A 24564-nucleotide genomic window follows, 5' to 3' on the forward strand; every position below is an offset into this window, starting at 1 on the left:
AAAGAAAAACAAGGAAATCTATACGATTCCTTGTGCGTTCATAGCTTCAACAACTTTTTTGAATCCTGCAATGTTTGCCCCTGCAACATAATTTTTATCCATACCATATTCACTAGCAGCAGCATCAGCATTTGCGAAGATATCTTCCATGATGTTTTTAAGTTTTAAATCAACTTCTTCAAAAGTCCATGATAATCTTTGAGAGTTTTGAGCCATTTCTAATGCAGAAGTAGCTACTCCACCAGCATTAGATGCTTTACCTGGTGCAAATAATACACCATTTTCTTGTAAGTATTCAGTAGCTTCAATAGTAGTTGGCATGTTTGCTCCTTCAGCAACAGCAAGTACACCGTTTTCTACTAAAGTTTTTGCATCTTCTAATAATAATTCGTTTTGAGTAGCACATGGTAATGCAATATCACATTTAATGGTCCATACACCTTTACCTTCATGGTATTCAGCACTTTCTCTAGCTTCAGCATATGCAGTTAATCTTTCACGTCTTACTTCTTTGACTTCTTTGAGTAATTCAACATCTATTCCTTCAGGATCATAAATCCAACCGGTTGAATCGGAACAGGTTACTGGTTTAGCACCTAATTGTTGAGCTTTTTCAATAGCATAAATTGCTACGTTTCCAGCTCCAGATACAGCAATGGTTTTACCAGCGATGTCAATATCATTTGCTTTTAACATTGCATTGGTGAAGTATAATAATCCATATCCTGTAGCTTCAGTTCTTGCAAGGGATCCTCCGAAGGTTAATCCTTTACCAGTTAATACTCCTTCGTATGAGTTGGAAAGTCTTTTGTATTGACCGAATAAGAATCCTACTTCACGAGCACCTACACCAATATCTCCAGCAGGTACATCAGTGTCAGCACCAATGTGTCTGTATAATTCAGTCATGAAACTTTGACAAAATGCCATTACTTCTCTATCAGATTTTCCTTTAGGATCAAAGTTGGATCCACCTTTTCCTCCACCAATTGGAAGACCAGTTAATGAGTTTTTGAAAATTTGTTCAAAACCTAAGAATTTAATAATACCTATGTTTACAGAAGGGTGGAAACGTAATCCTCCTTTGTAAGGTCCAATTGCACTGTTGAATTGTACACGGTATCCAGTATTTACTTGTACTTGACCGTTGTCATCTACCCAAGGGACACGGAATTTAATTTGTCTTTCAGGGTTTGCTAACCTTTCAAGGAGTGCATTTTTCCTGTATTCTTCTTCGTTTTCTTCAACTACAACTCTGATGGTTTCCATTACTTCACGTAAAGCTTGATGGAATTCTGCTTCACCAGGGTTTTGTTCAATAATAGTTTCAATTACTTCATCTACATATGACAAAATTATTCCTCCAAATAAAATTGATTATTTTTAATGATATTATTAAATTGAATTTTTTGTTGAAATCTTCAACACATTTAACAATATAGTTAATTATATGGATGTTCTCATATTTAAATATTATTCAATTTTTAGTAAAATATTCTAAAAGAAACATATGAAATTTAATAATAATTATAAACATTATACAGAAAAAAACAATAAAAATAATTAAATGAACATAAGTTTTAAGATAAAAATCTACAATGTCCAATCAAAATAATCAAATATTGGACAAAGTCGGAAAACAATTGCCAACCAATAAATTCCGAAGTATGAAAAAAATCAACCCACCAATTTTTAAATCAAATATCTCAAAAATTCGAACATATGAAATTATATTTAAAAAAATATTAAACAAAATTATATACAAATTAAAAAAAACATATTTATTTAAATACTATAATTTATAAAATAGTCTACAAAGTTAAGTAAAAATTTAAATTAAGTAGACAATAGAAGGTGATAAAAATTAGCATAACAAAATCACAATATAATGAGTTAAAAAATAGTTACCTTACAAAAAATAGAACAATGCATTCATTATACAGCGAAATCAATAAAGAAAATAAAGTTGATAAACAACTATTCTTCAAATTAATTAACAAAATTCGTCAAGAAGAAGGATTAAATGAATATTATACAATAAAAAAAGAAAAAAAGAAAAATAACATTATAGAAAATTTGGATAAATCTCCAAAATACTATAATTAATATTCAACATAATATCTCAAAACAGCAGCAATACCACCAAATGCTCTGAAAAGTTGCATACCTTCTTCAGTTTCGGTGGAAATGAATTCGACATCAGTATTCATTTCTTCTGCTTTTTCAACAAATTCATCAGCAAGATCTTTGGAATCTACTTCCTTAAATGTATCATTACAATTAGGACATCTTTTATCGAATTTATCTGCTTCAGCCTGAGATTTGACAGTAGCTTCTATCTGAGTTCCGCAATTTGTACATTCAAAAGTCTTACGCATACTTGATAAGTCTTCTGATAAAAGCAAGGTATCAACAGCACCCATAATCAAATTATTTCTTACTTGATTTTCACCATAAGAACATAAACCTTTATCCTTGGTCAATTCTTTTAAGAACCTTTGAACCTGCTTTTTCTCATGCATTACATCTAGGTTATCTAAAATATCTGCTGATTTATCAATGACCTCACGAATACCTGGCTCTCCAGTATATGATGTATCAACAGTTGCAATAATTTTATCCTTAATTTCATATTGGAGATAATCCCCTTGGACAAATTCCTCTTTGGTGAAACCTGGTCCTCCAACAATGATTCCTTTTAAATCATCTTTAAGATCTAAAAAGTCATCGTTCATGTGTTCCCCAATACGTTTTTTAAATTCGTGAGCAGCAAGGTCAATTACACGGTCAAACCTTCTTTGGGATTGTCCCCCTGCTTTGTGTTTTCCTGGAACACCACTGGTAAGGTGAGTTAAAATATTAACTTTTTTACCTTTTAAAGTAGCAATAGTAGCTTCTTTTCTGTCAACCACAGCAAGACCATATGTGTCTCTTTCTTCAATGATTTCTTCTAAAGGTTCAATGAAAAATTCATTGTTACACTTATACCAATAAGTAGTAATCGGTTCAGGAGGCTCTAAAATATACTTTTCCATTTTTTCAGTACCTGGACCTCCTTTAGGAATCATTCCTACAAATAATACTAAACCATTTTCAGGTGGTTGTTTATATAAACGTATACTTTGTAAAATTACTTCAATTGCAGATTGTACATTTTTCCTTGTTTGTTTACTCTTAATGTTAGCACTTTGTCCAAGCTCATCTCTCATGTGCTTACCGACATCACTCAATTGTTTATCATGTGGAATGTAAACGGAAACAAGCTCAGTACCTCTACCTCTTTTTCCAGATAGTTCTTTTAAAGTTTTTTTGAATTCATATAATTCTTTTGATGATACTTCAGCCATGCTATCCCTATAAAAATTAAATTAGTATAATAGTATTAACTATCTTTTTTTACATATAAATAATTAATCTAAAAAATAGCTATTTTTAAAGTTTAACAAAAAAACATAAAAATAATTAAAAGAAATAAAAATGTAATGAAATGGAAAATTGGCAATGTCAAGATAGAAAATCAAGTAGTTTTAGCTCCAATGGCAGGAATATGCGACCATGCATTTAGAAGCATAGTCAAGTCCATGGGCTGTGGCTTGATTGAAACTGAAATGGTTTCAGATAAAGCTATAATGTATAACAATTTTAAAACACAAGAAATGTTATTTATGAAAGATGAGGAAAGACCAATTTCACAGCAAATCTTTGGCTGCGGTACAGAATCATTTAAAATTGCCTCAAAATACATCTATGAAAACATGAAACCAGACATTATCGATATCAATATGGGATGTCCAGTTAAAAAAGTAGCCATCAAATCAAAAGCAGGAAGTGCACTTTTAAAAAACCCTGAAAAAGCAGGAAAAATTGTCGAAACTGTTGTTAACAACATTCCAATACCTGTTACTGCTAAAATCAGAAGTGGATGGGATGAAAATAGCATTAATGCAGTTGAAATGGCGAAAATAATTGAAAATGCAGGAGCATCAGCAATTACAGTCCACCCACGTACAAGACATCAAAGATATGATGTTGAATCTGATTGGTCAATAATCAAAGAGGTTAAAGAAAATGTATCCATTCCAGTTATCGGAAATGGAGATATCAGGTCATGTTATGATGCTAAAAAGATGCTTGATAAAACTGGATGTGATGCAATAATGATTGGAAGAGCTACACTTGGAAACCCTTGGCTTATAAAACAATGCGTAGATTATCTAGATTATGGAATAGAACCTAAAAAAGTCTCAGTTGAAGAAAAAATAAACATGGCAAAACGACATATCAACATACTTGAAGAAACACTTCCTGAAAAATTAGCAATTTCTAGAATGAGAACACAAACCGCTTATTATATGAAAGGAATGTACAAAACCGCAGACATAAAGCCTCATCTGTTTAAGATGAATTCAAAAGAAGAGATATTTGAATTATTAGATGATTACTTATCCTCACATAAACAACATCTTAGAGAACTTGTCAAACAAAACTAAATCCTCATCTGAAATTGTATTCATTTCTAAAAGATCCATAGAAGTAATTTTTTCGACTTCACGGGCTAAACTAACATAAGTATCAGGATAATCATTATATCCAAATAGATGCCAAATAATTCCATCTTCAAAAACCATTTCCAAATACCAATCATATCCATCAAGATCATCTGGATCTTTAATATTCGATTTATTGTGATATTCCTTGAAAATCCAATTATAAACATGATATTTTTCAAGTAAATTTAAAATCATTTCCTCATCATTACTTGACAAATCCTTATCAATATATCCGTCAATTCTCTTTTTATTAAAATCAATGATTAATCTTGGTTTTGGAGTATCATAGGGGTATGTCCTGTAATGGCCAAATTCAATAGTTTTAAGATTCAATCGCTTTCCCTCAAGGAAGACACCATTTGATGAGATATTATAAAACAATGGAGTGACCATATACTTTTGATAATCTATTTGTAAAACATCAAAATTAAATAACTCCATTAATATTTCACCAAATTTCATCCAGTTTAGCGGAAAGTTATTCTTAAAGCTATACTCCTCATAATTATCTGTTGAATAAATAATAACATTACAGGAATAAATCATCTCTATTTTTTCAAAATAAGAAAAATTTTCAGATTCAAAATCTTTAAACAATTCAAGATTATCAAAATCATGCAAAAACTTATCAACTTGTCTAAAATTAAAATGATAAATTTCGCTTGTCATATTACGACGTAAATTAGTTAAAATTTCAACCCAAGAATCATCGCAGAGATCACTTTCACTTAAAAACTTATCGCCACCACTCCTCTCTGAAATCTTATAATATGCAGAGTTATTTAAAAAATCAATAGTAAAACATTCATAATGACGATTGAGACGTTTAAAATTAAATCTTTGTGTAATCTCTATTTTTTCAATCATTGATTTTATTATATCTTTTGCAAATATAATATAATTATCTAAAAAAAGTCAAAGTTGAAGGTCAATATTATTAACCCTCAACCATGATTAGTTTACCAGTATCTGAATCTCGATAAACTTTACCCATTTCAGTAAATCCATTTCCAGAGGATTTACTGATGTCTGGACTGTCTTCCAATTCCTCGCCTTGATCAATTTGAGAAACTTCTTCAATTGCATTTTTAACTTTTTGTTTTTGCTGCTCATCCATATTCTCATTGAACACGACGTTTTGCATATTCCATGAAATCACTAAAAATATCAGCAAACCAACAGCAATAACAAGCATAGCATCAACAAGATTTGATGATCCTGCCATTGGATCCTCTTCGCCTTGGTTTAGAAATTTCCCCTTTCGCCTTCGAATCATAACTTAAACCTGCTTATTTAAATTTTCTAAAACTTCATTGACAAACAACTGAAGATTAGAAGAATATTCTTCATACCATCTTCTTCTAATTTTTGAAATAACAAAAGCAACCGCACCAGACCCTATACCTACAACAGTAGTATCAAATGCAATAATAATTGCTGTAGCTAATGTTGTAACATCACCACTGCCCAATGCTGCAAGACCTGGACCCATTGGAATTAAAGTACCCATTAAACCAAGAGTAGGTCCAATACGAGTAACAATGTCAACTTTTTCAAGAGACTTTGCCATTGTAACTTCTTCATCTTCAATTAAGTTCAAAGCCCATGCTTCACGAGAATCAGAAGATAATGAATGTGCATTGATTATTTTCAATAAAACTTCTTTTTGATTATCATAAATTTCAGAATTATTAACCATATTTATAAGGTCATCAATAGAACTTGCATTAGCTAGAGAAAATATGAAATTTTCTTTATATTCTCGGGTTAATCTTTTACGAGTTGAATAATCTGAAATTAAACCTCCTAATGCAAAAATTGCAAAAACCACAAATATAAGCAAGAATATAATTACTGGAATTTGTAAACTTTGAGAGACAACATTTAAAGCAGCTGTTAATAACTCACTTCCAGGAATACTCACCATATACTATCACCACATACCAATTAACTAATTTTTAAATCATTTTAATAACGTATTTCTTTTATAATACCATAATCCTAAAACTACCACAATAATTAAAAATAAAAATGAAGCAATTATAGATTTTATAGAACCAATATTAATCGGCCTCCATGCATCCATATCCAAAGATAAAATATTTGGAAGTAGCAATGAAACCATTAAAAAATAAGCTCCAAAAATAAAATACAAATCCCTTAATATCTTAAAAGATTTTCCAATTAAATTAAACTTTTTAACTACGAAGAATACTATCATAACTAACAAATTAAATAAAATTGTTGTAAACAAACTAATTTGTAAAGAATCAAATCCAAATAAATCATTTTTGGATAAAATAACTATAAAACATACTAATAAAAAACATGAATAAGATAATGAAATTACTTCTCAAAACTATTTTTCAAATCATTTTCTTTAGATAATAAAAATCCTATGAAAATCAAGATAAATGCAATCAAAAATAGAAAAGCATAATTATAAATTCCAATTGCAGAATTTAATTGATTTTTAAATAGATCAAGTAAATAGATTATTAGAGAAGTACTTATGAATGAAACAAGAACATATTTAGCCAAAGTTTTTTTAGAAATATCATTAAAACTAAAAATTAATCCAATGAATATTGAAAAAACTATTATAGCACCAACATAACCTAATGACCATACTAAACTAAAAGCCATTGTATCACCATTCATCTTTTAAATAATATTTTATACATAATAATCGCTATAAAAAATCCGCAAAACAATACAATAATGAGCACTATTATATTATTCACACTAAATAAATCATTATCTTCGTTTTTTAAATCATTAGACTCATTTGTATTAGTAGTATTAGTTGTATTATTATCTGTTTTATTTATTTTCTCAACACCATTATTATCTTTTAGATCTGATGAAGAATCCGAAGATGAACTTGACACATCAGCACCAGAGTCATAGTTTGAACCTCCAGAAGATCCAGACCCCCCATATGAACTTTGAGAAGAAGAACTCTGACTACTTGAATGACCAGACCCCCCCATATGAACTTTGAGAAGAAGAACTCTGACTACTTGAATGACCAGATCCACTAGATGAAGATTGAACTTCTGAAGTTGATGGTGCCTGTGAAGATGGAACCTCTTCAATATACTCACTACCATGACCTGGATGAGCACATATAGCTGTAGAAACAAAAGATATTAAAAAAATTATTGAAATCAATAATGATAAATATTTATAATTCATAAAATCGCCATCATAAAAAAAATAAAAAAAGATAATAACTCAAAAGAGTTATTGATCTTTATCCTTACGTTTCATATATCCTAAACCAAGTATAATACCAATTACTAAAACACCAATTAATGCATAAATTAAACTGTTTGAATCAGCAGTTTTTACTGCAGGAGTTTTAGAAACTTCATAGGATTTTGCATCACTTGGACCGTCGTTTGAATCAACATCAGTTTCACTAGGAGCATTAGTAGCTACTGCTCCAGAAGTTCCTATACTAGTAGAATATGAAGAACTACTGGTTGACTGAGATACTGGATTATTAGAATTACTGGATTTACTATTAGAATTACTAGTATAATTACTATTAGTATGATCACCATTTACATTACTATTAGGATTATTGCTATTGGAATTATTTTCCCTAGCTTTTAATAAATCTTCTTTAGTAACATTATCTAAACTTTTCAAGTAAGAAATAGGATTATGATTATCACCAGCACCTTGTTTTAACATGTTGAACTGCTCTTCAGTAATCCATTTTTCAAAATTCATTTTAACAGTAGGTCTAGATATAATATCTGCATTAGGCCTATTACTATACATATCAATGAATCCTTTAATAGTATTTGCACGTTTTGCTTCACTAGTTGCATATTTAGATGTGTCAATTTGTCCGTTTTTAAAATCTACGACCATAGCCCTACCTATTTTAAGATTATCATCCCATACAATAAGAATACCTTGGGATAATCCATTTTGTGTCTCATTACTTGGTAATTTTTGTACAAGGAAAGTACCTAAACCAGGGGATAAATCTAATAAATATGTTAAACTATCATCTTTACAATAGATATTAGATGCAATATAAGTGTACGATTCATTTTCTCCTAATGGGTAATTTTGTTGGATGTAATCAGTTATGAAGAATCCTGGTTGTACACCTGGACATACATGTGCATGATATAAGAAAGTAGCCATTTGATCAAATAATGGGTGTTCGTTCCATGCGTTTATAAGAGATTGTATGTTAAACCAATTTCCATCAGGAACAAAAGATTTTTCAATAGCTCTTAATTTAGCACTATTATTCAAGGTTTCAAAACCAATATTAACAACTTTATCTCCATCAAGTGTACCAACAAAGAAATCTTTAGTATCAGGATTATATCTTAAATAAATCATGTTGACTAAATCAGAATCTGGATAACGTACAGCAAATGCAAACCATAATGGTTTCCATACTGCTTGGTGGAGACTTAATACATTTTGACTATATAATGTGCCTCCAAGTACTTCATAAAGACCATCACGTGCAATTACAGTATCTTGACCATTTAAGAAAGCATATCCTGCATCAGTTAAAGCTAATACATCAACATTATCTCTACTAATTTCAATACCAAACTCTTTGAATATTTCTTTAGCTTTATTAGCTGCATCAATACCTATTTGTTTAATTTCATCATCTGTTAATTTATCATGATTAATAGTACCAGAAGTTGCTCTTGTAGCCTTAGGAAGGTTTAAAGATAAGATATATTTTAAATCTAAACCATGTCCGTCAATACCATATTCTGCCGGTTCACCATCATAAGTTACATTTTCAGTAGTTCCCATCAAGTAATTGTATTGTTCTTGATTTAAGCCTGTAAATTCATATAAGAAATCTACTAAATCTTCAGGGTTTTTATTGATTTGTTTAATCCACCATGAACAGTATTTTAATTCTTCTAAACTTCCAGCATCAGGATTGATTCCAGTTTCTTTAGTGAAAAGTTTTTTAAGTTTAGCTGAATCAAATGACATGATGATTAAATCACCAGTTTTTGTTTTTGCATTCCATTTAATAAATCCAATCATATTTTCAGTAGCACCAGTGTTAGTGGTGTTCATACCAGAATATCCAGTTTTACCTATTGTATCATCTAAGAAGAATAATGCAGCATCATCATCAGATCCACCAGGGACACCTAATACTTTATAAGCAGTAATATCTCCTGGAGAACCAACTCCTCCAACACTAGTTTCTTGTTCTGGTGGATAATATTTCAATAAAGCTTGGATAATACTATATCCTCCTAAAGTACCTTCACAAATATGACCATGGAAAGCAGCCTCTTGAAGTATTTCTCTTGAAACACCAGCATTCCAACCATTTGCCAAACTTGCAAAAGCCCATGAATTTTCGCCAACAATTGCTTTGAAATATTTATTCCAGTCTTTTTTAGACATATCTTCAGAAATAGTGCCTAAATATGAATATTCGGTAGATCCATTCTGAAAAATAATTGCTCTTAAATCATTTCCTTTTTTAATAATAAAAGCAAAGTCAACTGGATCAGTAGCACTTTGGCGTAACATTATTACATTACTGTAAGCTATATCCCCATAATTAACAATTGCTTCCATTGCATCTTCACTAGTTTTACCATGATACTTTGCAACACCGGCTGTAGTGATTACAAGAATATCATCTGCATTTTTAAAATCTAATTTCTTATCTGCAATTGAAGTTACCTCTTCTCCTAATTTATAAGCATCACTTGCTTTTAAATTAAAAGTAATAAGATTATTCAAAATAGTAGCATCAATCATTTTTGTTTCAGTACCATAACCTGCAGTCATTGCACTGATATTTAAACTATTTCCATTAAAATTTTTTATTGTTAAAATATAATTCCTAGTATCTACATCAAATATCTTAGTATAATTAAGATATTTACCATTTGATACTACATAAAAATCAGGAACTAATTTATTTGCATCATTTTTATATTCATAATTAACCTTTACATTTACTGAAACTGAATTAGACCCACCAGAAGATAATTCATTAGAACTACTTTTAATTAGTTGTGAATCTTGCTCAGTTAAAGTAATTTCTGGGATATCATTATTTATATTAGATGTATTTTGATAATCAGAAACAGTATCATTATTTTCTGCAGATACAGCACCAATCATAATCATTAAACATGCAATTAATGACATAAACAAAATAACCTGTTTTTTAATAATATCACCTCCAAAATCTAGATATCCTACATCATGTAGAACATCTTTATTATGTTTTTGAGTAATACTTATATATATGTAGTTATTAATATTTTTATAAAAAATATATAAAAAGTAATACTTATTAATTAAATAATTATTGAATTTATAAAAAAAACATTAAATATAATCTCATAATCCTTTTTAAACGAATATATGCCGTTATTTAATATAAATAATAAAAGTAATACTCAAGGCATTTAATATAACTCCAAATGAATATTTTATCATATAAAAAACATATTGAATAAATTATTTATAGTCCCATAATCCCTTTTAAACGAATATATTCCATTATTTTTAAAATAGTATTATGAATACAAAAAGTAATACTCAATGTATTTTTTAATATAACTCCAAATGAATGCAGTATTAATAAAAAAAAATAATTTTAAAAAGAATTTGAAATTATTATTTTAAAAAAATAATTGAAAAAAAATATAAAAATATCATAAAAATTAATCATTTGTTTAATTAGTAATACTTTTTAATAAAATACCATAGAAAATGTAATACGAAATACTATTATATAGTATTACTTCAAAAAGTATGATGAAATCAAAAAAGGTGATAATTTGCATTTACCTGATGGAATTATAAGTTTTGAACAAGCAGCATTCTACTGGATTATAACATTAATAATCATTTCAATATTTTTTTATAAGTTCTCTAAAGATGAAAATAAAGAAAAAAGAATTATATCAATAGCACTTTTTAGTGTATTTACAATGGTTGTTACTTCTGTTTCTGTTCCATCCCCTTTAGGAGTTCCAATCCACTTCTTTTTAATACCATTAGTGGCTATTTTATTAGGTCCATTATCTGGCACAATTGTTTCATTTATAACCCTGATTATGCAAGTATTAATTCTAAATATGGGTGGAATAACATCATTAGGTGCAAATTTCCTCGTAATGGGTTTCATATTATCAATTGTAACCTATTGTTTTTATAAATTATTCATTCAATTAAATGAAAAAATGGCAATATTTGGATCAACAATCATTGGAATAATGTTTGCAACATTTGGACAGGTAGTCATTTTACTAATCTCAGGTGCAATGAACCTTGACATACTACTTTCAACATTAGTTCCATTTTACCTATTTATTGCATTTATCGAGGGATTTGCAAATGTAATTATAATAACTAGTATTGAAAAAACTAAGCCCCAAGCAATCGAAATAAATAGAATTTAAAGGAGATACTATGAAATACTTAAAAATATTAATTTTAATAATTGGACTAATAATAAGTGTAACAGCAGTATCCGCTCACGGAGTTGATGTGACCGCTGATACCATGGTTGTTGCAAACGACACTAACGGAATACTCGTTAAAGACATTGCAGAAAGCAATGGAATGAACATCAGTGTGTATAAATTCACATCTAAAGATGAAGTTTCACACATTTTAGAACACTCTATAAACAACACAAACAAAAGAATATTACTTGTAGCTTATCAAGATGAAGGTAACAATTTCCTAAAAGAGCATAAAGAACTATCCGATAGGATAATAATTGTAGATGATGTCAATAATGATACTATACTTGATGGACTCCAAAGTATAATGAATGCACCAGTAGAAAATACTCAAAACAATAATAGCTTCGGATTACCATTAGTGATGGGTATAATAATAGGAATTCTAATTGGTGTTGGATGTGGAATATTCCTCATGAAAAAAAAGAACTAATCTAAAAGCCATTTATCCCTACAATTTAATTAACATAAATTAAAAAACTTTATAACCTATTATTATTTAATTATTAAAGTAAGTGATAGAATGGTTTTTAGAAGATGCCCACAATGTGGTTCAACAAGTGATGATAAATACGGTTTTTGTATAAAATGCGGAAGGGAATTTGCAAAAATAGAACAAACAGAAAATTCATGCCCATTATGTGGATATGAAAATCCTGATGAAGCAGAGTTCTGTGTTAAATGTGGTACCCCACTCATTTTTAAAAATAAAACACAAATAAAACCAATAGTCATAGAAAAAGAAGTTGTTGGTGAAGCACCTGTTCAAAAAGGCAGTAACTGGACCAAATGGATTATAATATTTGGATACATCTTTTCAATTTTAGGTGGGATTTTAGGTTTAATTCTTGCAATCTACCTAGTTACAAGAAAAGATCCTAATGTTAGAAAACACGGAATTATACAACTTGCAATATTCGTATTTTACATCGTGTTGATTGGAGCACTATATTTAACTGGATCCATCCCAGCAGATGTACTCAGCAACTATCAACAGCTAATCGCTGGAAACTTTACCATTCCTTAATGGTAAATACATCACAATAGCCCCATCACCATTTGTATAATAATTAGGGACAGTCCTATCTACCTTAAAATTAAATGTTTTATAAAACTCAATCGCACCATCATTATTCTCATTTACTTCCAGATATATTGTATCAAGATTAATGAGAGATAATACAGAAATAGCCTTTATAAGAAGTTTAGTTCCCGCACCTAAACGCCTATAATCTTTATCAACAGCTATTGAAATTATATGGCCACAAGATTCATACTTAATCCAAAACATAACATAACCAATTACATAACTATCTTCTTCTGCCACTAAAAAACCAATGCCCATTTCATACAGTTGTTGAAACATTTTTATCCCGTAAGACTGATCAAATGACATGTTTTCTATTTCAAAAACTCTTTTTAAATCAGTTGGACAAAATTTTCGAATAATCATAATAACATTAACTATACAAAACAATGTATTTAATAATTTGGATATATTAATATTAATTGAGGATAACTATGTGGCAAGATTTTGCGGATTATATTTTAAATGAAATTGGCTCAAAAGAAGTCAAGATTGCAGAAATTGGAATTGGAAAATTTAATAAGGTTTCAGAAGAACTCTCAAAAATGGATAATATAACACTCATTAAAACTGATATAAATCCAAATGATGACAATATAATCAAAGATGACATTACAAATCCAGATATCAGATTATATGAAGATGTAGATATTATTTATTCAATAAGGCCTCCAAGCGAACTTCAGCCACACATTATTAATCTTGCACTAAAAATAAATTCACAATTAATTATAAAACCACTGACTAATGAGGATTTAAACAGCGGTAGAACCAAGATGAAATTGAAGAATTATAAAAAAGCAAGCTTTTATGTTTTAAGGTGATTCAATGGAAAATCAACTAGCAGCATTTAAAACATCACTTGATGGTTTAAGCAAAAATGAAGTCATAAGAAGACAGAAAAAATACGGTTTAAATGAGATTGATGAGGAAAAACCAACTCCATTAATAATTTTATTCTTATCTCAATTTGCTGATATCTTAATTGCATTATTAATTATTGCAGCAATTGCATCTATGATAATTGGAGACTTTATAGATGCTGGTGTGATATTACTTGCGGTTTTGCTTAACACAATAATTGGATTTATTCAGGAATACCGATCAAGGAATGCAATCAGCAATCTTAAAGATTTAATAGTTAAAAAAGCTATTGTCAGAAGGGAAAATGAAATACAAGAAATTAATGCAAGTGAACTAACCATTGGAGATATTGTAATTCTTGAAGAAGGAAGTAAATCCCCTGCAGATATAGTGCTAGTTAACAGTAATGATTTAAATTGTGATGAATCATTCCTTACAGGAGAATCTGAGGCTATTTTAAAAGAAATAGGTGACGAAATTTATATGGATTCCAATATCATTTCAGGTCATGGAATAGGGATTGTAAAAAACATTGGAATGGGAACAGAAATAGGAAAAATTGCAGGAATAATTCAAGAAAAAGAAGAAGAAACCCCTCTTGAAATAAAAGTTGGTAAACTTGGAAAAATATTATCCGCAATTGCTATTATAGTCTGTATCATTGTTTTTGCTTTAGAATTATTGCAATGTGTTGGACTTGTTGAAACATTCATGACTGCTGTTTCACTTGCTGTTGCAGCTATTCCTGAAGGTCTTCCAGCTGTTTTAACATTAACTCTTGCATTAGGAATGACTGAAATGGCATCTTCAAATGCAATCGTTAAAAGATTATTATCAGTAGAAACTCTAGGATCATGTACAATAATATGTAGTGATAAAACTGGAACATTAACTGAAAATAGAATGAGTGTTGTTGAAGAATATCTCTTAAATAAGGATAAAACACTACTAATTTCAAAATTATGTAATAATGCTACAATTAAAGATGATAAAGTAATTGGAAACCAAACAGATGGTGCTATATTACATTTTGCTAAAGGCTATGAATCATCACTTGAATGTATTGATGAAATTCCACTTAACAGCAATCGTAAAATGATGACTACTATCCATAGATTAGATAGTAAAAATGAAATCATTTTATCAAAAGGTGCTCCTGAAATAATTCTAAATAAATGTAAATATATAGACAATGATGGAAACATCGAAATTATCAATGCTAAAACAAAGGAAAATATATTAAACAAGATTAATGAAATGAGTGAAAAAGCATTGAGAGTAATAGGATTTGCATACAAAATTAATGATGAAACTAAAATTGAAGAAAATCTCATATTCACAGGATTAGTTGGACTAATCGACCCTCCAAAGCAAAACGCTAAAAAAGCTGTTAGTGACTGTATAAATGCTGGAATATCAGTAAAAATGATTACTGGAGACCATGAAAAAACAGCTAGCGCAATAGCAAAAGATTTAGGTATATTAACAGAAAAAGGACAAGTAATAACTGGGGGGGAGTTAGAAGAACTCACAGATGAAGAATATATCTCCATAGTTGAAGATATTCAAGTTTATGCAAGAGTAAAACCTGAACAAAAAATGAGAATTGTGGAAACATTGAAAAGTTTAGGAAACATTGTTGCAATGACTGGTGATGGTGTAAACGATGCACCTGCACTTAAAAAAGCATCAATAGGTGTTGCAATGGGGGATGGAACTGATGTTTCAAAAGAATCAGCAGATATGATTTTACAGGACAACGACTTTTCAACAATTGTAAAAGCAATAAAAGAAGGACGTAAAATCTATGATAACATCAAAAGGTTTGTAAAATTCCAAGTATCAACAAATGTAGGTGCAATATTAACAATAGTTGGAACTTCCATTCTTAATTTACCATTGCCATTTAATCCCGCACAATTACTATGGCTTAATATCGTTATGGATGGACCTCCTGCACAAACATTAGGAATGGAAGGTGCAGAAAAAGATACAATGAAAAGACCTCCTGAAACAGGAGATATTCTAACAAAAAATACATTGTTTCAGATATTTATTTTAGGATTAATAATGGCAATCGGGACAACTATAATATTTAGTTGGGAGATTTATAATGGAGCAACAACTAAAAAAGCAATGACAATTGCATTTACATTATTTGTAGTTTATCAATTATTTAACGCATTGAATGGAAAAGCTAACTCAAATAAATCTAGCAAATATGTTTATCTGGGAGTTTTAGGATCATTCATATTGCAATTATTAATCATATATGTACCTCAACTACAAGTAATATTTAGAACAACAGCATTAAACATCACAGAATGGGTGATAATAATTATTGTAGCATCAACAATATTACTTACACAAAAAATAATGAATAAAGTGATAAAATGAAAATATTCCTATTAGGCGGTACCAAAGATTCAATAAATATCATAAAATTTATTAAAAAGAATTATGATGCATTTATATTGACAACTACAACAACAGAATATGGAGCTAAATTAGCTAAAGAAGGTGGAAGTGATGATATTATTGCTCGCCCACTTCCTAAAGAAGAGATAATAAATATAATAACAAATGAAAAATTTGATATATTAATTGATGCTACACATCCTTTTGCATCACACATCACACAGACAAGTACAAGTATTGCAAAAGAATTAAAAATTCCATATTTACGTTTTGAAAGACCTATCACCAACCTCAAAAATATTAATACATCAAACATTATATATGCAAATTCATTTGTTGATGCAGGAAAGATAATATCAAATGAGTTCAATCAATCAAATGTACTACATTTTGCAGGAGCTAACACAATGGAAGATGTTTTGAAAAATGTTTCTACAGAAAAATTCTATCCAAGAATAGTGAAAGTAAAATCCTCCATTGAAAAATGTAAAAAACTAGATATCAACCCAAATCATATTATCCCTATGACTGGTGCAGCAAGTAAAGAAGAAAATATAGAATTAATTGAAAAGTATGATGCTGGAATCATAATTACCAAAGAAAGTGGTGAAATTGGTGGAGTTCTTGATAAAATAGAAGCAGCAAATATCAAAAACATTAAAATAATTATGATTCAAAGACCACAAATAAAAGAAATAAATAAAAAAGATATTGTATCTAATTTAGAAGAATTAGATAATAAAATAAAAAACTTTTTTTAAAGATAAAAAATATATAAAAATAACGCCGAGACTGGGATTTGAACCCAGGCGGAGAGACTCCACAGGATTTCAAGTCCTGCGCCTTACCAGACTAGACTATCTCGGCATATGAAAAGGAATATTTAGAAAAAATCTAAATATCTATCCTTTAAGTTCAATTTCAATACTTACATTATCAGGAACGTTAATTTTCATGACTTGTCTCATAGCACGTTCGTCAGCTCCAATACCAACTAAACGTTTATGAATCCTGAGTTCCCATTTTTCCCAAGAAGCTTTACCTTCTCCATCTGGAGATTTTCTTGTAGGTACTACTAATTTTTTAGTAGGTAATGGAATAGGACCAGATAAGTCTACACCAGTTCTTTCAGCAATTTTTTTGAGTTGATCACAAACATATGCTAATTTTTCTGGGTCTGTTCCAGTAAGCTTAATTCTTGCTTGATTCATTTAGTATCCTCCAATAAAACAAAAAGAAAAGAAAGTAAATGATTACTTTCTAATTATTGTTTACAAACTTATTTTGCTGGGGTAACGTTAAGACATAATCCAGCTGCAACAGTTTGACCCATATCTCTGATAGCAAATCTACCCATTTGAGGGATTTCTTTTGCATTTTCAAGACACATTGGTTTGGTAGGTTTAATTTTAACAATTGCTGCATTACCAGTTTTTAAGAAGTCAGGGTTTTCTTCATCAACAGCACCAGTAGCAGGGTTTAATTTTTTAGATAATTCTAAGAAAGTACATGCTACTTGAGAAGTGTGACAGTGGAATACAGGAGTGTATCCAACGGTGATTACACCAGGGTGTTGTAAAACAACAATTTGTGCATCGAATTCTTTAGCAACAGTAGGAGCATTATCAGTGTGTCCAGCTACATCTCCTCTTCTAATATCGTTTTTACCTACACCTCTTACGTTGAATCCGATGTTGTCACCAGGTTCAGCCATTTCAAATACTTCGTGGTGCATTTCGATAGATTTAACTTCTCCAGAAGCTCCAGCTGGTTCAAATATAACATTTTCACCTTTTTTCATTACACCAGTTTCAACTCTTCCTACAGGTACAGTTCCTACACCAGTAATGGAGTAAACATCTTGAATAGGAATTCTTAAAGGTAAGTCAGTAGGTTTTTCAGGTGGAGTTAATTTGTCTAAAGTATCAATTAAAGAGTCACCTTTATACCAAGGAGTGTTTTCACTTGTTTCTTTAATGTTGTCTCCTTCAAATGCAGATAATGGGATGAAAGGCACATTAGCTGGGTTGAATCCAACAGTTTTGATTAAGTTAGAAACTTCTTCTTTTAATTCATTGTATTTATCTTCAGAGTAATCTACTAAATCGATTTTGTTAATTGCAACGATTAATTGATTGATACCTAAAGTTTTGGATAAGAAAACATGTTCTTTAGTTTGAGGCATTACACCGTCGTCAGCTGCAACTACTAAAACACCAGCGTCTGCTTGGGAAGCACCAGTGATCATGTTTTTAACGAAGTCTCTGTGTCCAGGACAATCTACTACAGTGTAATCATATTTTTTGGTGGAGAATTTTTGGTGAGCTAAATCGATAGTTACTCCTCTTTCCCTTTCTTCACCTAATTTGTCCATAACAAATCTGAATTTGTTTTCACCATCGTCTAATTGTTGTTCAGCGATTGCACCAGCTTTTAATAATAAGTGTCCAACTAAAGTGGATTTTCCGTGGTCAACGTGTCCAATAAATGCTAAGTTGATATGTTCTTTTTCTTTTGCCATTATAATAACCTCTTTGTAATATTAACAAACAATATCTATAAGCCTAAATGTTAGCTTAAATGTATTTTTATACTTTAACATATAAATATGTAATGTTTTTTTATAATTTTTAATAAAAAAAATATAAAAATTAAAAAATTTTAATTTTATAAATCTCCTAAGTAGTGGCTTGCAGGGAATGGTTCTGCAGATAAGCCTTTTCTTTGTCTGATTTCTTTTACAATTTGGTGTTGCATCTCACGTGGGAGTGGTTCAAATCCAGCGATTTCAGTAGACCATAAACATCTACCTTCAGCAGCGGATCTAATGTCACCAGCGAAACCAAACATTTCAGCTACAGGCACTTTAGATTCAATTCTTGCCATGTCTCCAGTTTCTTGACCCATGTTTACAATTTGACCTCTTCTGTTTTGGATTTCACGAGTACAGGAACCCATATAATCATTAGGAGTGTCAATAACTACTTTTTGCATTGGTTCAAGTAATGCTGGTTCAGCAAGCATCATAGAACCTAAAATTGCATTTCTAATAGCAGGTAATACTTGAGCAGGTCCTCTGTGAACTGCATCTTCGTGAAGTTTTGCATCATGGAGTTTGAATTTTAATCCCATGGAAATTTCATTACCTAAAGGACCATGTTCTAATGCAGATTCAAATCCTTCAATTAAGAGTTCTTTAACTTCATCTAAGTATTGAATACCACGAGTCATATTAAGGAAGATACTTCTGTTATGAACAGCCCATACTCTTCTAGCTTCTTCTTTTTCTAAACCATGTTCCATGAAGTCATTAGCTGCTTCTTTACCTTTAACTTTACCTTCTTTAATGTCACCATTTTGAATAGCATCGTAAAGTTCAGGTTCAATAGGTTCAACAGTAATGTAGAATCTATTATGTTTGTTCGGTGATTTACCTTCAACTTGTGGAGATAATTGTCTTACAGTTTCTCTGTATACAACAATAGGTTCAGAAGTAGTGATATCTACACCTTTTTCTCCAATTCTGTAACCAATAACTTCTAAGTGAAGTTCTCCCATACCAGATACTAAGTGTTCACCAGTTTCTTCATTAATATCAATTTTAACAGTAGGATCTTCTTTACCTACTTGTCTTAAAACTTCAATTAATTTTGGTAAATCTTTAGTGTTTTTAGCTTCCACAGCAACAGTAACTACAGGTTCAGAGATGTGTTCTAATCCTTCAAACTCAACAATTTTGTGTTCAGGATCACATAAAGTTTCACCAGCAATAGCACCTTTTGCACCAGCAACATATACAATGTTACCTGCAGGAACTTTATCAGTATTAACTCTTTCAGGTCCGAAATATACACCTACTTGTTGAACTCTGGATTTACCATGAGAACCAACAAGATATACTTCAGTACCTTTTTCAATAGCTCCTCCATAAACCCTACCAGTTGCAATTTCACCAGCGTGTTTATCAACAGATACATTAGTAACCATTACTGCTAAAGGTCCATCAGGGGAAGTGGTAACCATACATTCTCCAGCAGGAGAATCAATGTCACCATCCCATATATTAGGTACTCTGTAAACTTGTGCTTCTTTAGGAGAAGGTAAGTGTTCGACTACCATACCTAATAATACATCAGATAAAGGTACTTTTTGTGCTAACTCTTTTTGTTTATCCTCGTTACAATATTCGATAATATCATTAAAGTTAACTCCAGTCTCTTGCATAGTTGGTACATTAATAGCCCAATTGTGGTATGCAGAACCAAATGCTACACTACCATCAGTAAAATCTAATGACCATTCTTCTTTTTTATCTTCAGGAGCCATATTTTTGATTAATTTATTAGCTTCCATGTAGATATTGATGAATCTTTTTTGTAATTCTTCAGGTTCTAATTTTAATTCATTAATTAATCTATCAACTTTGTTAATGAATAAAACTGGTTTTACATTTTCTTTTAATGCTTGTCTGAATACAGTTTCAGTTTGAGGCATAATACCTTCTACAGCACAAACTACAACTACTGCACCATCTACAGCTCTCATAGCACGAGTTACGTCCCCACCAAAATCAACGTGTCCTGGAGTATCAATTAAGTTGATTAAATATTCATTTTCTTTATAATCATGTACCATAGATACGTTAGCTGCATCGATAGTGATACCACGTGCTTGTTCTTGTTCATCAAAATCTAAGAATCTTTGATCACCAGCAAGTTCTTCGGAAATCATTCCTGCACCTGCAAGTAAGTTATCAGATAAAGTAGTTTTACCATGATCAATGTGAGCACAGATACCAATGTTTCTGATTTGATCAGGTTTATACATTAATTCTTTAATTTTTGCAATCATTTTGTCTCTTCTACTCAAAATAACCACCTAAACATTATAATTAGTGTGCTGCTTTAGCAACTCTTTCTTTCTCTTCAGCTTTTCTTAAAGCAAAGCTTCTTGAATCTTCTTCAGATGCAAGAATCAATTCATCAGCTAAACATTCAGCAACAGACTTTCTGTTTTTGAATGAAGATTGTAAAGTACCTCTAGTTAAGAAACCTAATGAAAGATCAACTCTTCTTTGTGGGGAAATATCTACAGCAACTTGATATCCAATACCACCATATTTAATACGGGTAGTTTCTTCACGAGGTGCAGTATTTTCAACTGCTTTAACTAAAACTTGAACAGGATTTTGTTTAGTTCTTCTATTAATAATTTCTAAAGAATCTTTAACAATATTATAAGCTTTATTTTTCTTACCAGAGTTAAGATGAGTCCTCATGATTTTATTCATTAATCTTTCAACAATTGATACTTTAGATTTTGCAAACTGTCTTTTTACATGTCTACCAGAAGTATGTGGAACTAAAGTTTCATCTAAGCAGATATATTTTACTAAACCTAAGTCCTCAACTTTTACTTCATCGAGATCCCATTTACCAAATAATTTACTCATAAATATAATCCCCTTATCTTACAGGTTTTTCTATTTTTCCACTTACCATTTCTGATAAAGCTACATTATTAACTTTGGAAACTTTCCAACGAACCCCAGGAATATCCCCCATGGATCTTCCAGATGGTCCACCAATTCCTTCAATCATTACTTCATCGTGTTCATCAATAAATCCAATAGCTCCGTCACCTGGTGCAAAAGCAGTTAATTGTTTACCATTTTTAATTAATTGAACACGTACACATTTACGAATAGCAGAGTTAGGTTGTTTTGCTTCTATCCCTACTTTTTCGATTACAATTCCTCTAGCTTGAGGAGCTCCTTCAAGAGGGTCTGCTTTAACATCTAACCTTAAAGCTCTTCTTTTGTAATCTACATCTTTCCACTTAAAATTTTGTCTATTCTTTTTAAGTTTTTTTGCAGCAAAAAGTCCTGGCATAATTTTTCCTCGAATTTTTTTTATCTTAAAAATATATCAAAGAATCCACCGCTGCGATTTATACTATACTCAATAGTACAATCTAAATTCTAAGATATTAATCAGTAAATAATAATTATAGATAAACAAGTTTATCTAAAAAGAAGATATCCTGAAATAATATTAAAAACCTTGACAAAAAGCACACATAGCCAAGTTATAAACAGTACAGATATCTTATGATAATTTATATATTTTAACCTTTATAAAGGTATGTATTTTAGATATTAATAAATAAAAAAAGTAATTTTTAAAAAAAATAATAAATTAAAATAGCTAAAAAGCTATTTTAAAATAATATTATCAATATTATGTTGTCTATTAGCTAATAATTTCGCTCTTTCAATATTGATTCCGTTTTTACCGATAGCAATACGTTTGTTGGTATTGTCTGCTGTGACAATAGCTATTTTTTCACCTGACTGTCCTTGACTTATTTTAACAGACTGTAACTTTGCAGGGGATAAAACATTTTTGATAAATTGTATTGGATTGTCATCTAACTCAATGATTTCAACACTTTTATCTACTGCTCTTTGAACTTTAGAAACGGAACTACCTCCTTTACCAATAGCAAGTCCCATGTCACCATTCTTAACAATGAATGTAACTTTTCCATGTTCATCATCGATAATGCAATCTTTAACCATTGCTCCAGTCATGTTTTCGAAAAGAGCTATGAATCTAATTTCATTTGCACTAAGTTTAATAGACACTTAAATCTACCTCAAATCATCTAATATTGTAGAATCTCCTGGATCGTTAACGATTAATGTAGCAACTGTAAAAGGTTTACCACAAACAGACCCTAAATCTACGCTAGTTCCATCATATATGATAGATGGAATTTCGGAAAGATTTGCATAATATTCAACATCTTCAATAATATCTTCAGGAGCGTTAGCAGCAACAACAACAAGTTGTCCTTTCCCTAATTTTAAAGATTGAATTGATTTTTCAGAGCCTAAAATTACATCACCAGTATCGACAGCTACTCTGATTCCTCTATCTACGTCCATCATCTAGCCTCCTATTCATTTTTATAATCCATTTTGATACCGACAGAACCGGTACCAAGAGGTATTGGTTGTCCAATAATAATATTTTCGATGATACCTGTTAAATCATCCACCTCACCACGAATACTTGCGTGAAGTAAATGTTTACCAGTTTCTTCAAAAGCTGCACGAGCTAAAACACTTGATTTTTCACCACTGATACCATGTCTTCCAATGGACTTGACAACACCTTCGGAAGTCATAATATCTGCAACTAACATAATATGTCTTACATCAACACTAAGACCTTGTTCAGAAAGGGTTTTTTGAGCCTCATTAATAATTGATCTACGAGCTGCTTCAATACCCAAAACTTGACCAATTTCATGAATATTGTTAGTGGTAGTTCTTATTTGGTCAATACCTTCCATACTGAGAACTTCTTTAAGATTAGATCCTTCAGTGTGGATAATCCATTCATCATCACGACGAATAATGACCCTTCCAATATTTTTAATACCACTAATTTGCAAGTCCCGGAATTTGTCTGCTAAGAGACGAAGTTCCCTGATAATAAAATCAGAATCCTTCTTATCAATGGATAAAACAATATTATCTCCATTAATCACAGATTTTTTAAAGGTTTTTGAAATTTTTGCATCAATTTCTCCTCTATCAAGTCTTTTTTCTGCAATTTTCTTATTATCCAAAACTGCTTCAACTTCCATGGTTCCATAGTTTAAATTGAAATCTAAAAGAATATCATTAATGGTACTTTTACCAATCTTATTAGCTAAAGTTCTAACGAATTCTTCATCATCACGTTTATCTTCAGTGAAATAAATATCCATGGTTGGAGTTTTGATTTTTTCCCTAGCATCCACAATTTCAATAAGTCTTGGAAGACCTAATGTTACGTTTAACTCAGTTACCCCTGCATAGTGAAAAGTACGCATAGTCATCTGAGTACCTGGTTCACCTACAGATTGTGCAGCTACTGTTCCAACAGCCTCGCCAGCTTCAACGTGAGCTCGGTCATAGGCTTGTTTAAGTTTAATTATGAGTTTACGTAACTCATCATCAGTTAAATCACTACTAATATAATGTTCAGCTAAATCATTGATATAACTATCTGCAAAATTAATACCAAGATTTTCGGTTTCATTAATCTCAGCAATCATATCATTGATTTTAGTTATAATTTCATCC

The 24564-nt window shown here is 30.5% G+C and carries 27 protein-coding genes and 1 tRNA gene; 8 read left to right on the plus strand and 20 right to left on the minus strand.

All coding sequences use genetic code 11. The features are described 5' to 3' along the window. Nucleotides 1-18: 18 nt before the first annotated feature. The gene (gdhA, locus tag ACI389_RS00710; RefSeq protein WP_439779646.1) at nt 19-1353 is read right to left on the minus strand and encodes an NADP-specific glutamate dehydrogenase; all 1335 of its coding nucleotides are present in this window, start codon (nt 1351-1353) and stop codon (nt 19-21) included. Nucleotides 1354-1926: 573 nt separating this feature from the next. On the opposite strand from gdhA, the gene ACI389_RS00715 reads away from it, so the two are divergent. Beyond that, complete coding sequence (locus tag ACI389_RS00715) at nt 1927-2106, plus strand: hypothetical protein (RefSeq protein WP_439779647.1); 180 nt, start codon at nt 1927-1929, stop codon at nt 2104-2106. Here the strand turns inward: ACI389_RS00715 and prf1 are convergent. Further along, nucleotides 2103-3347 (minus strand): peptide chain release factor aRF-1, encoded by a 1245-nt coding sequence (gene prf1 / locus ACI389_RS00720; RefSeq protein ID WP_439779648.1) that lies wholly within the window; start codon nt 3345-3347, stop codon nt 2103-2105. The two genes, ACI389_RS00715 and prf1, sit on opposite strands and share 4 nt — an antisense overlap. A gap of 135 nt (nt 3348-3482) precedes the next feature. Between prf1 and dusB the strand changes: the two genes are divergently transcribed. Then, nucleotides 3483-4490 carry a tRNA dihydrouridine synthase DusB gene (gene dusB / locus ACI389_RS00725; protein ID WP_439779649.1) on the plus strand — a complete coding sequence of 336 codons (1008 nt, stop codon included), beginning with the start codon at nt 3483-3485 and terminating at the stop codon, nt 4488-4490. Here dusB and ACI389_RS00730 read toward each other — a convergent pair. The 8 genes from ACI389_RS00730 to ACI389_RS00765 form a co-directional block, all read right to left on the minus strand. Beyond that, nucleotides 4449-5417, minus strand: a complete 969-nt coding sequence (locus ACI389_RS00730; RefSeq protein WP_439779650.1) for a hypothetical protein — start codon at nt 5415-5417, stop codon at nt 4449-4451. The genes dusB and ACI389_RS00730 overlap by 42 nt on opposite strands. Nucleotides 5418-5487: 70 nt before the next feature. Next, nucleotides 5488-5826 carry a DUF2149 domain-containing protein gene (locus tag ACI389_RS00735; RefSeq protein WP_439779651.1) on the minus strand — a complete coding sequence of 113 codons (339 nt, stop codon included), beginning with the start codon at nt 5824-5826 and terminating at the stop codon, nt 5488-5490. 3 nt (nt 5827-5829) lie between these two features. Then, entirely contained in the window at nt 5830-6477 is a 648-nt protein-coding gene (locus ACI389_RS00740) for a MotA/TolQ/ExbB proton channel family protein (RefSeq protein ID WP_439779652.1), read from the minus strand. Between the two features lie 36 nt (nt 6478-6513). Further along, nucleotides 6514-6771 carry a hypothetical protein gene (locus ACI389_RS00745; RefSeq protein WP_439779653.1) on the minus strand — a complete coding sequence of 86 codons (258 nt, stop codon included), beginning with the start codon at nt 6769-6771 and terminating at the stop codon, nt 6514-6516. Nucleotides 6772-6896: 125 nt separating this feature from the next. Next, nucleotides 6897-7196, minus strand: coding sequence for a DUF2162 family putative transporter (locus ACI389_RS00750; protein ID WP_439779654.1), 300 nt, complete (start codon nt 7194-7196; stop codon nt 6897-6899). A gap of 11 nt (nt 7197-7207) precedes the next feature. Then, nucleotides 7208-7543 (minus strand): hypothetical protein, encoded by a 336-nt coding sequence (locus tag ACI389_RS00755; protein ID WP_439779655.1) that lies wholly within the window; start codon nt 7541-7543, stop codon nt 7208-7210. Further along, nucleotides 7518-7748, minus strand: a complete 231-nt coding sequence (locus tag ACI389_RS00760) for a hypothetical protein (protein ID WP_439779656.1) — start codon at nt 7746-7748, stop codon at nt 7518-7520. Before ACI389_RS00760 ends, ACI389_RS00755 begins: the two co-directional genes overlap by 26 nt. Before the next feature lie 48 nt (nt 7749-7796). Beyond that, entirely contained in the window at nt 7797-10730 is a 2934-nt protein-coding gene (locus ACI389_RS00765; protein ID WP_439779657.1) for an FmdE family protein, read from the minus strand. Between the two features lie 638 nt (nt 10731-11368). Here ACI389_RS00765 and ACI389_RS00770 point away from each other — a divergent pair. From ACI389_RS00770 to ACI389_RS00780, 3 genes are all read left to right on the plus strand, one after another. Next, nucleotides 11369-11992 (plus strand): energy-coupling factor ABC transporter permease, encoded by a 624-nt coding sequence (locus ACI389_RS00770; protein WP_439779658.1) that lies wholly within the window; start codon nt 11369-11371, stop codon nt 11990-11992. Nucleotides 11993-12002: 10 nt separating this feature from the next. Further along, a complete protein-coding gene (locus tag ACI389_RS00775) occupies nt 12003-12491 on the plus strand; it encodes a hypothetical protein (protein WP_439779659.1) in 489 nt (162 codons plus the stop codon). 90 nt (nt 12492-12581) lie between these two features. Beyond that, nucleotides 12582-13085 carry a zinc-ribbon domain-containing protein gene (locus ACI389_RS00780; protein WP_439779660.1) on the plus strand — a complete coding sequence of 168 codons (504 nt, stop codon included), beginning with the start codon at nt 12582-12584 and terminating at the stop codon, nt 13083-13085. Here ACI389_RS00780 and rimI read toward each other — a convergent pair. Then, nucleotides 13056-13511: a ribosomal protein S18-alanine N-acetyltransferase gene (gene rimI, locus ACI389_RS00785; RefSeq protein ID WP_432644602.1), complete on the minus strand. Its 456-nt coding sequence runs from the start codon at nt 13509-13511 to the stop codon at nt 13056-13058. The two genes, ACI389_RS00780 and rimI, sit on opposite strands and share 30 nt — an antisense overlap. A 68-nt stretch (nt 13512-13579) precedes the next feature. Here rimI and ACI389_RS00790 point away from each other — a divergent pair, with 68 nt between their 5' ends. Genes ACI389_RS00790 through cobK form a run of 3 tightly spaced genes read left to right on the plus strand, consistent with a single transcriptional unit; the run spans nt 13580 to nt 17188 of the window. After that, nucleotides 13580-13969, plus strand: coding sequence for a UPF0146 family protein (locus tag ACI389_RS00790; RefSeq protein WP_439779661.1), 390 nt, complete (start codon nt 13580-13582; stop codon nt 13967-13969). A 4-nt stretch (nt 13970-13973) separates the two neighbouring features. Next, on the plus strand, nt 13974-16406 hold the full coding sequence (locus ACI389_RS00795; RefSeq protein WP_439779662.1) for a calcium-translocating P-type ATPase, PMCA-type: 2433 nt from the start codon (nt 13974-13976) through the stop codon (nt 16404-16406). After that, nucleotides 16403-17188 (plus strand): precorrin-6A reductase, encoded by a 786-nt coding sequence (gene cobK, locus ACI389_RS00800; protein ID WP_439779663.1) that lies wholly within the window; start codon nt 16403-16405, stop codon nt 17186-17188. Before ACI389_RS00795 ends, cobK begins: the two co-directional genes overlap by 4 nt. Nucleotides 17189-17211: 23 nt before the next feature. On the opposite strand, the gene ACI389_RS00805 is transcribed toward cobK, so the two are convergent. The 9 genes from ACI389_RS00805 to rpoA2 all read right to left on the minus strand — a co-directional run bounded on the left by ACI389_RS00805 (nt 17212) and on the right by rpoA2 (nt 24536). Continuing rightward, nucleotides 17212-17294, minus strand: a tRNA-Ser gene (locus tag ACI389_RS00805). Between the two features lie 35 nt (nt 17295-17329). Further along, entirely contained in the window at nt 17330-17638 is a 309-nt protein-coding gene (gene rpsJ, locus ACI389_RS00810; RefSeq protein ID WP_432644606.1) for a 30S ribosomal protein S10, read from the minus strand. 68 nt (nt 17639-17706) lie between these two features. Then, nucleotides 17707-18948, minus strand: coding sequence for a translation elongation factor EF-1 subunit alpha (gene tuf / locus ACI389_RS00815; RefSeq protein ID WP_439779664.1), 1242 nt, complete (start codon nt 18946-18948; stop codon nt 17707-17709). Between the two features lie 146 nt (nt 18949-19094). Next, nucleotides 19095-21296, minus strand: coding sequence for an elongation factor EF-2 (locus tag ACI389_RS00820; protein ID WP_439779665.1), 2202 nt, complete (start codon nt 21294-21296; stop codon nt 19095-19097). A 22-nt stretch (nt 21297-21318) separates the two neighbouring features. Continuing rightward, on the minus strand, nt 21319-21879 hold the full coding sequence (locus ACI389_RS00825; RefSeq protein ID WP_439779666.1) for a 30S ribosomal protein S7: 561 nt from the start codon (nt 21877-21879) through the stop codon (nt 21319-21321). Nucleotides 21880-21892: 13 nt separating this feature from the next. Beyond that, on the minus strand, nt 21893-22318 hold the full coding sequence (locus tag ACI389_RS00830; RefSeq protein ID WP_067044341.1) for a 30S ribosomal protein S12: 426 nt from the start codon (nt 22316-22318) through the stop codon (nt 21893-21895). A 323-nt stretch (nt 22319-22641) separates the two neighbouring features. Continuing rightward, the gene (locus ACI389_RS00835; RefSeq protein WP_439779667.1) at nt 22642-23073 is read right to left on the minus strand and encodes a NusA-like transcription termination signal-binding factor; all 432 of its coding nucleotides are present in this window, start codon (nt 23071-23073) and stop codon (nt 22642-22644) included. 6 nt (nt 23074-23079) lie between these two features. After that, on the minus strand, nt 23080-23379 hold the full coding sequence (locus tag ACI389_RS00840) for a 50S ribosomal protein L30e (RefSeq protein ID WP_439779668.1): 300 nt from the start codon (nt 23377-23379) through the stop codon (nt 23080-23082). An 8-nt stretch (nt 23380-23387) separates the two neighbouring features. After that, complete coding sequence (gene rpoA2 / locus ACI389_RS00845; RefSeq protein WP_439779728.1) at nt 23388-24536, minus strand: DNA-directed RNA polymerase subunit A''; 1149 nt, start codon at nt 24534-24536, stop codon at nt 23388-23390. Between the last annotated feature and the right edge of the window lie 28 nt (nt 24537-24564).

The organism is Methanobrevibacter sp. (genome assembly GCF_051877095.1).
In the GTDB taxonomy this organism is placed as follows: Archaea; Methanobacteriota; Methanobacteria; order Methanobacteriales; family Methanobacteriaceae; genus Methanocatella.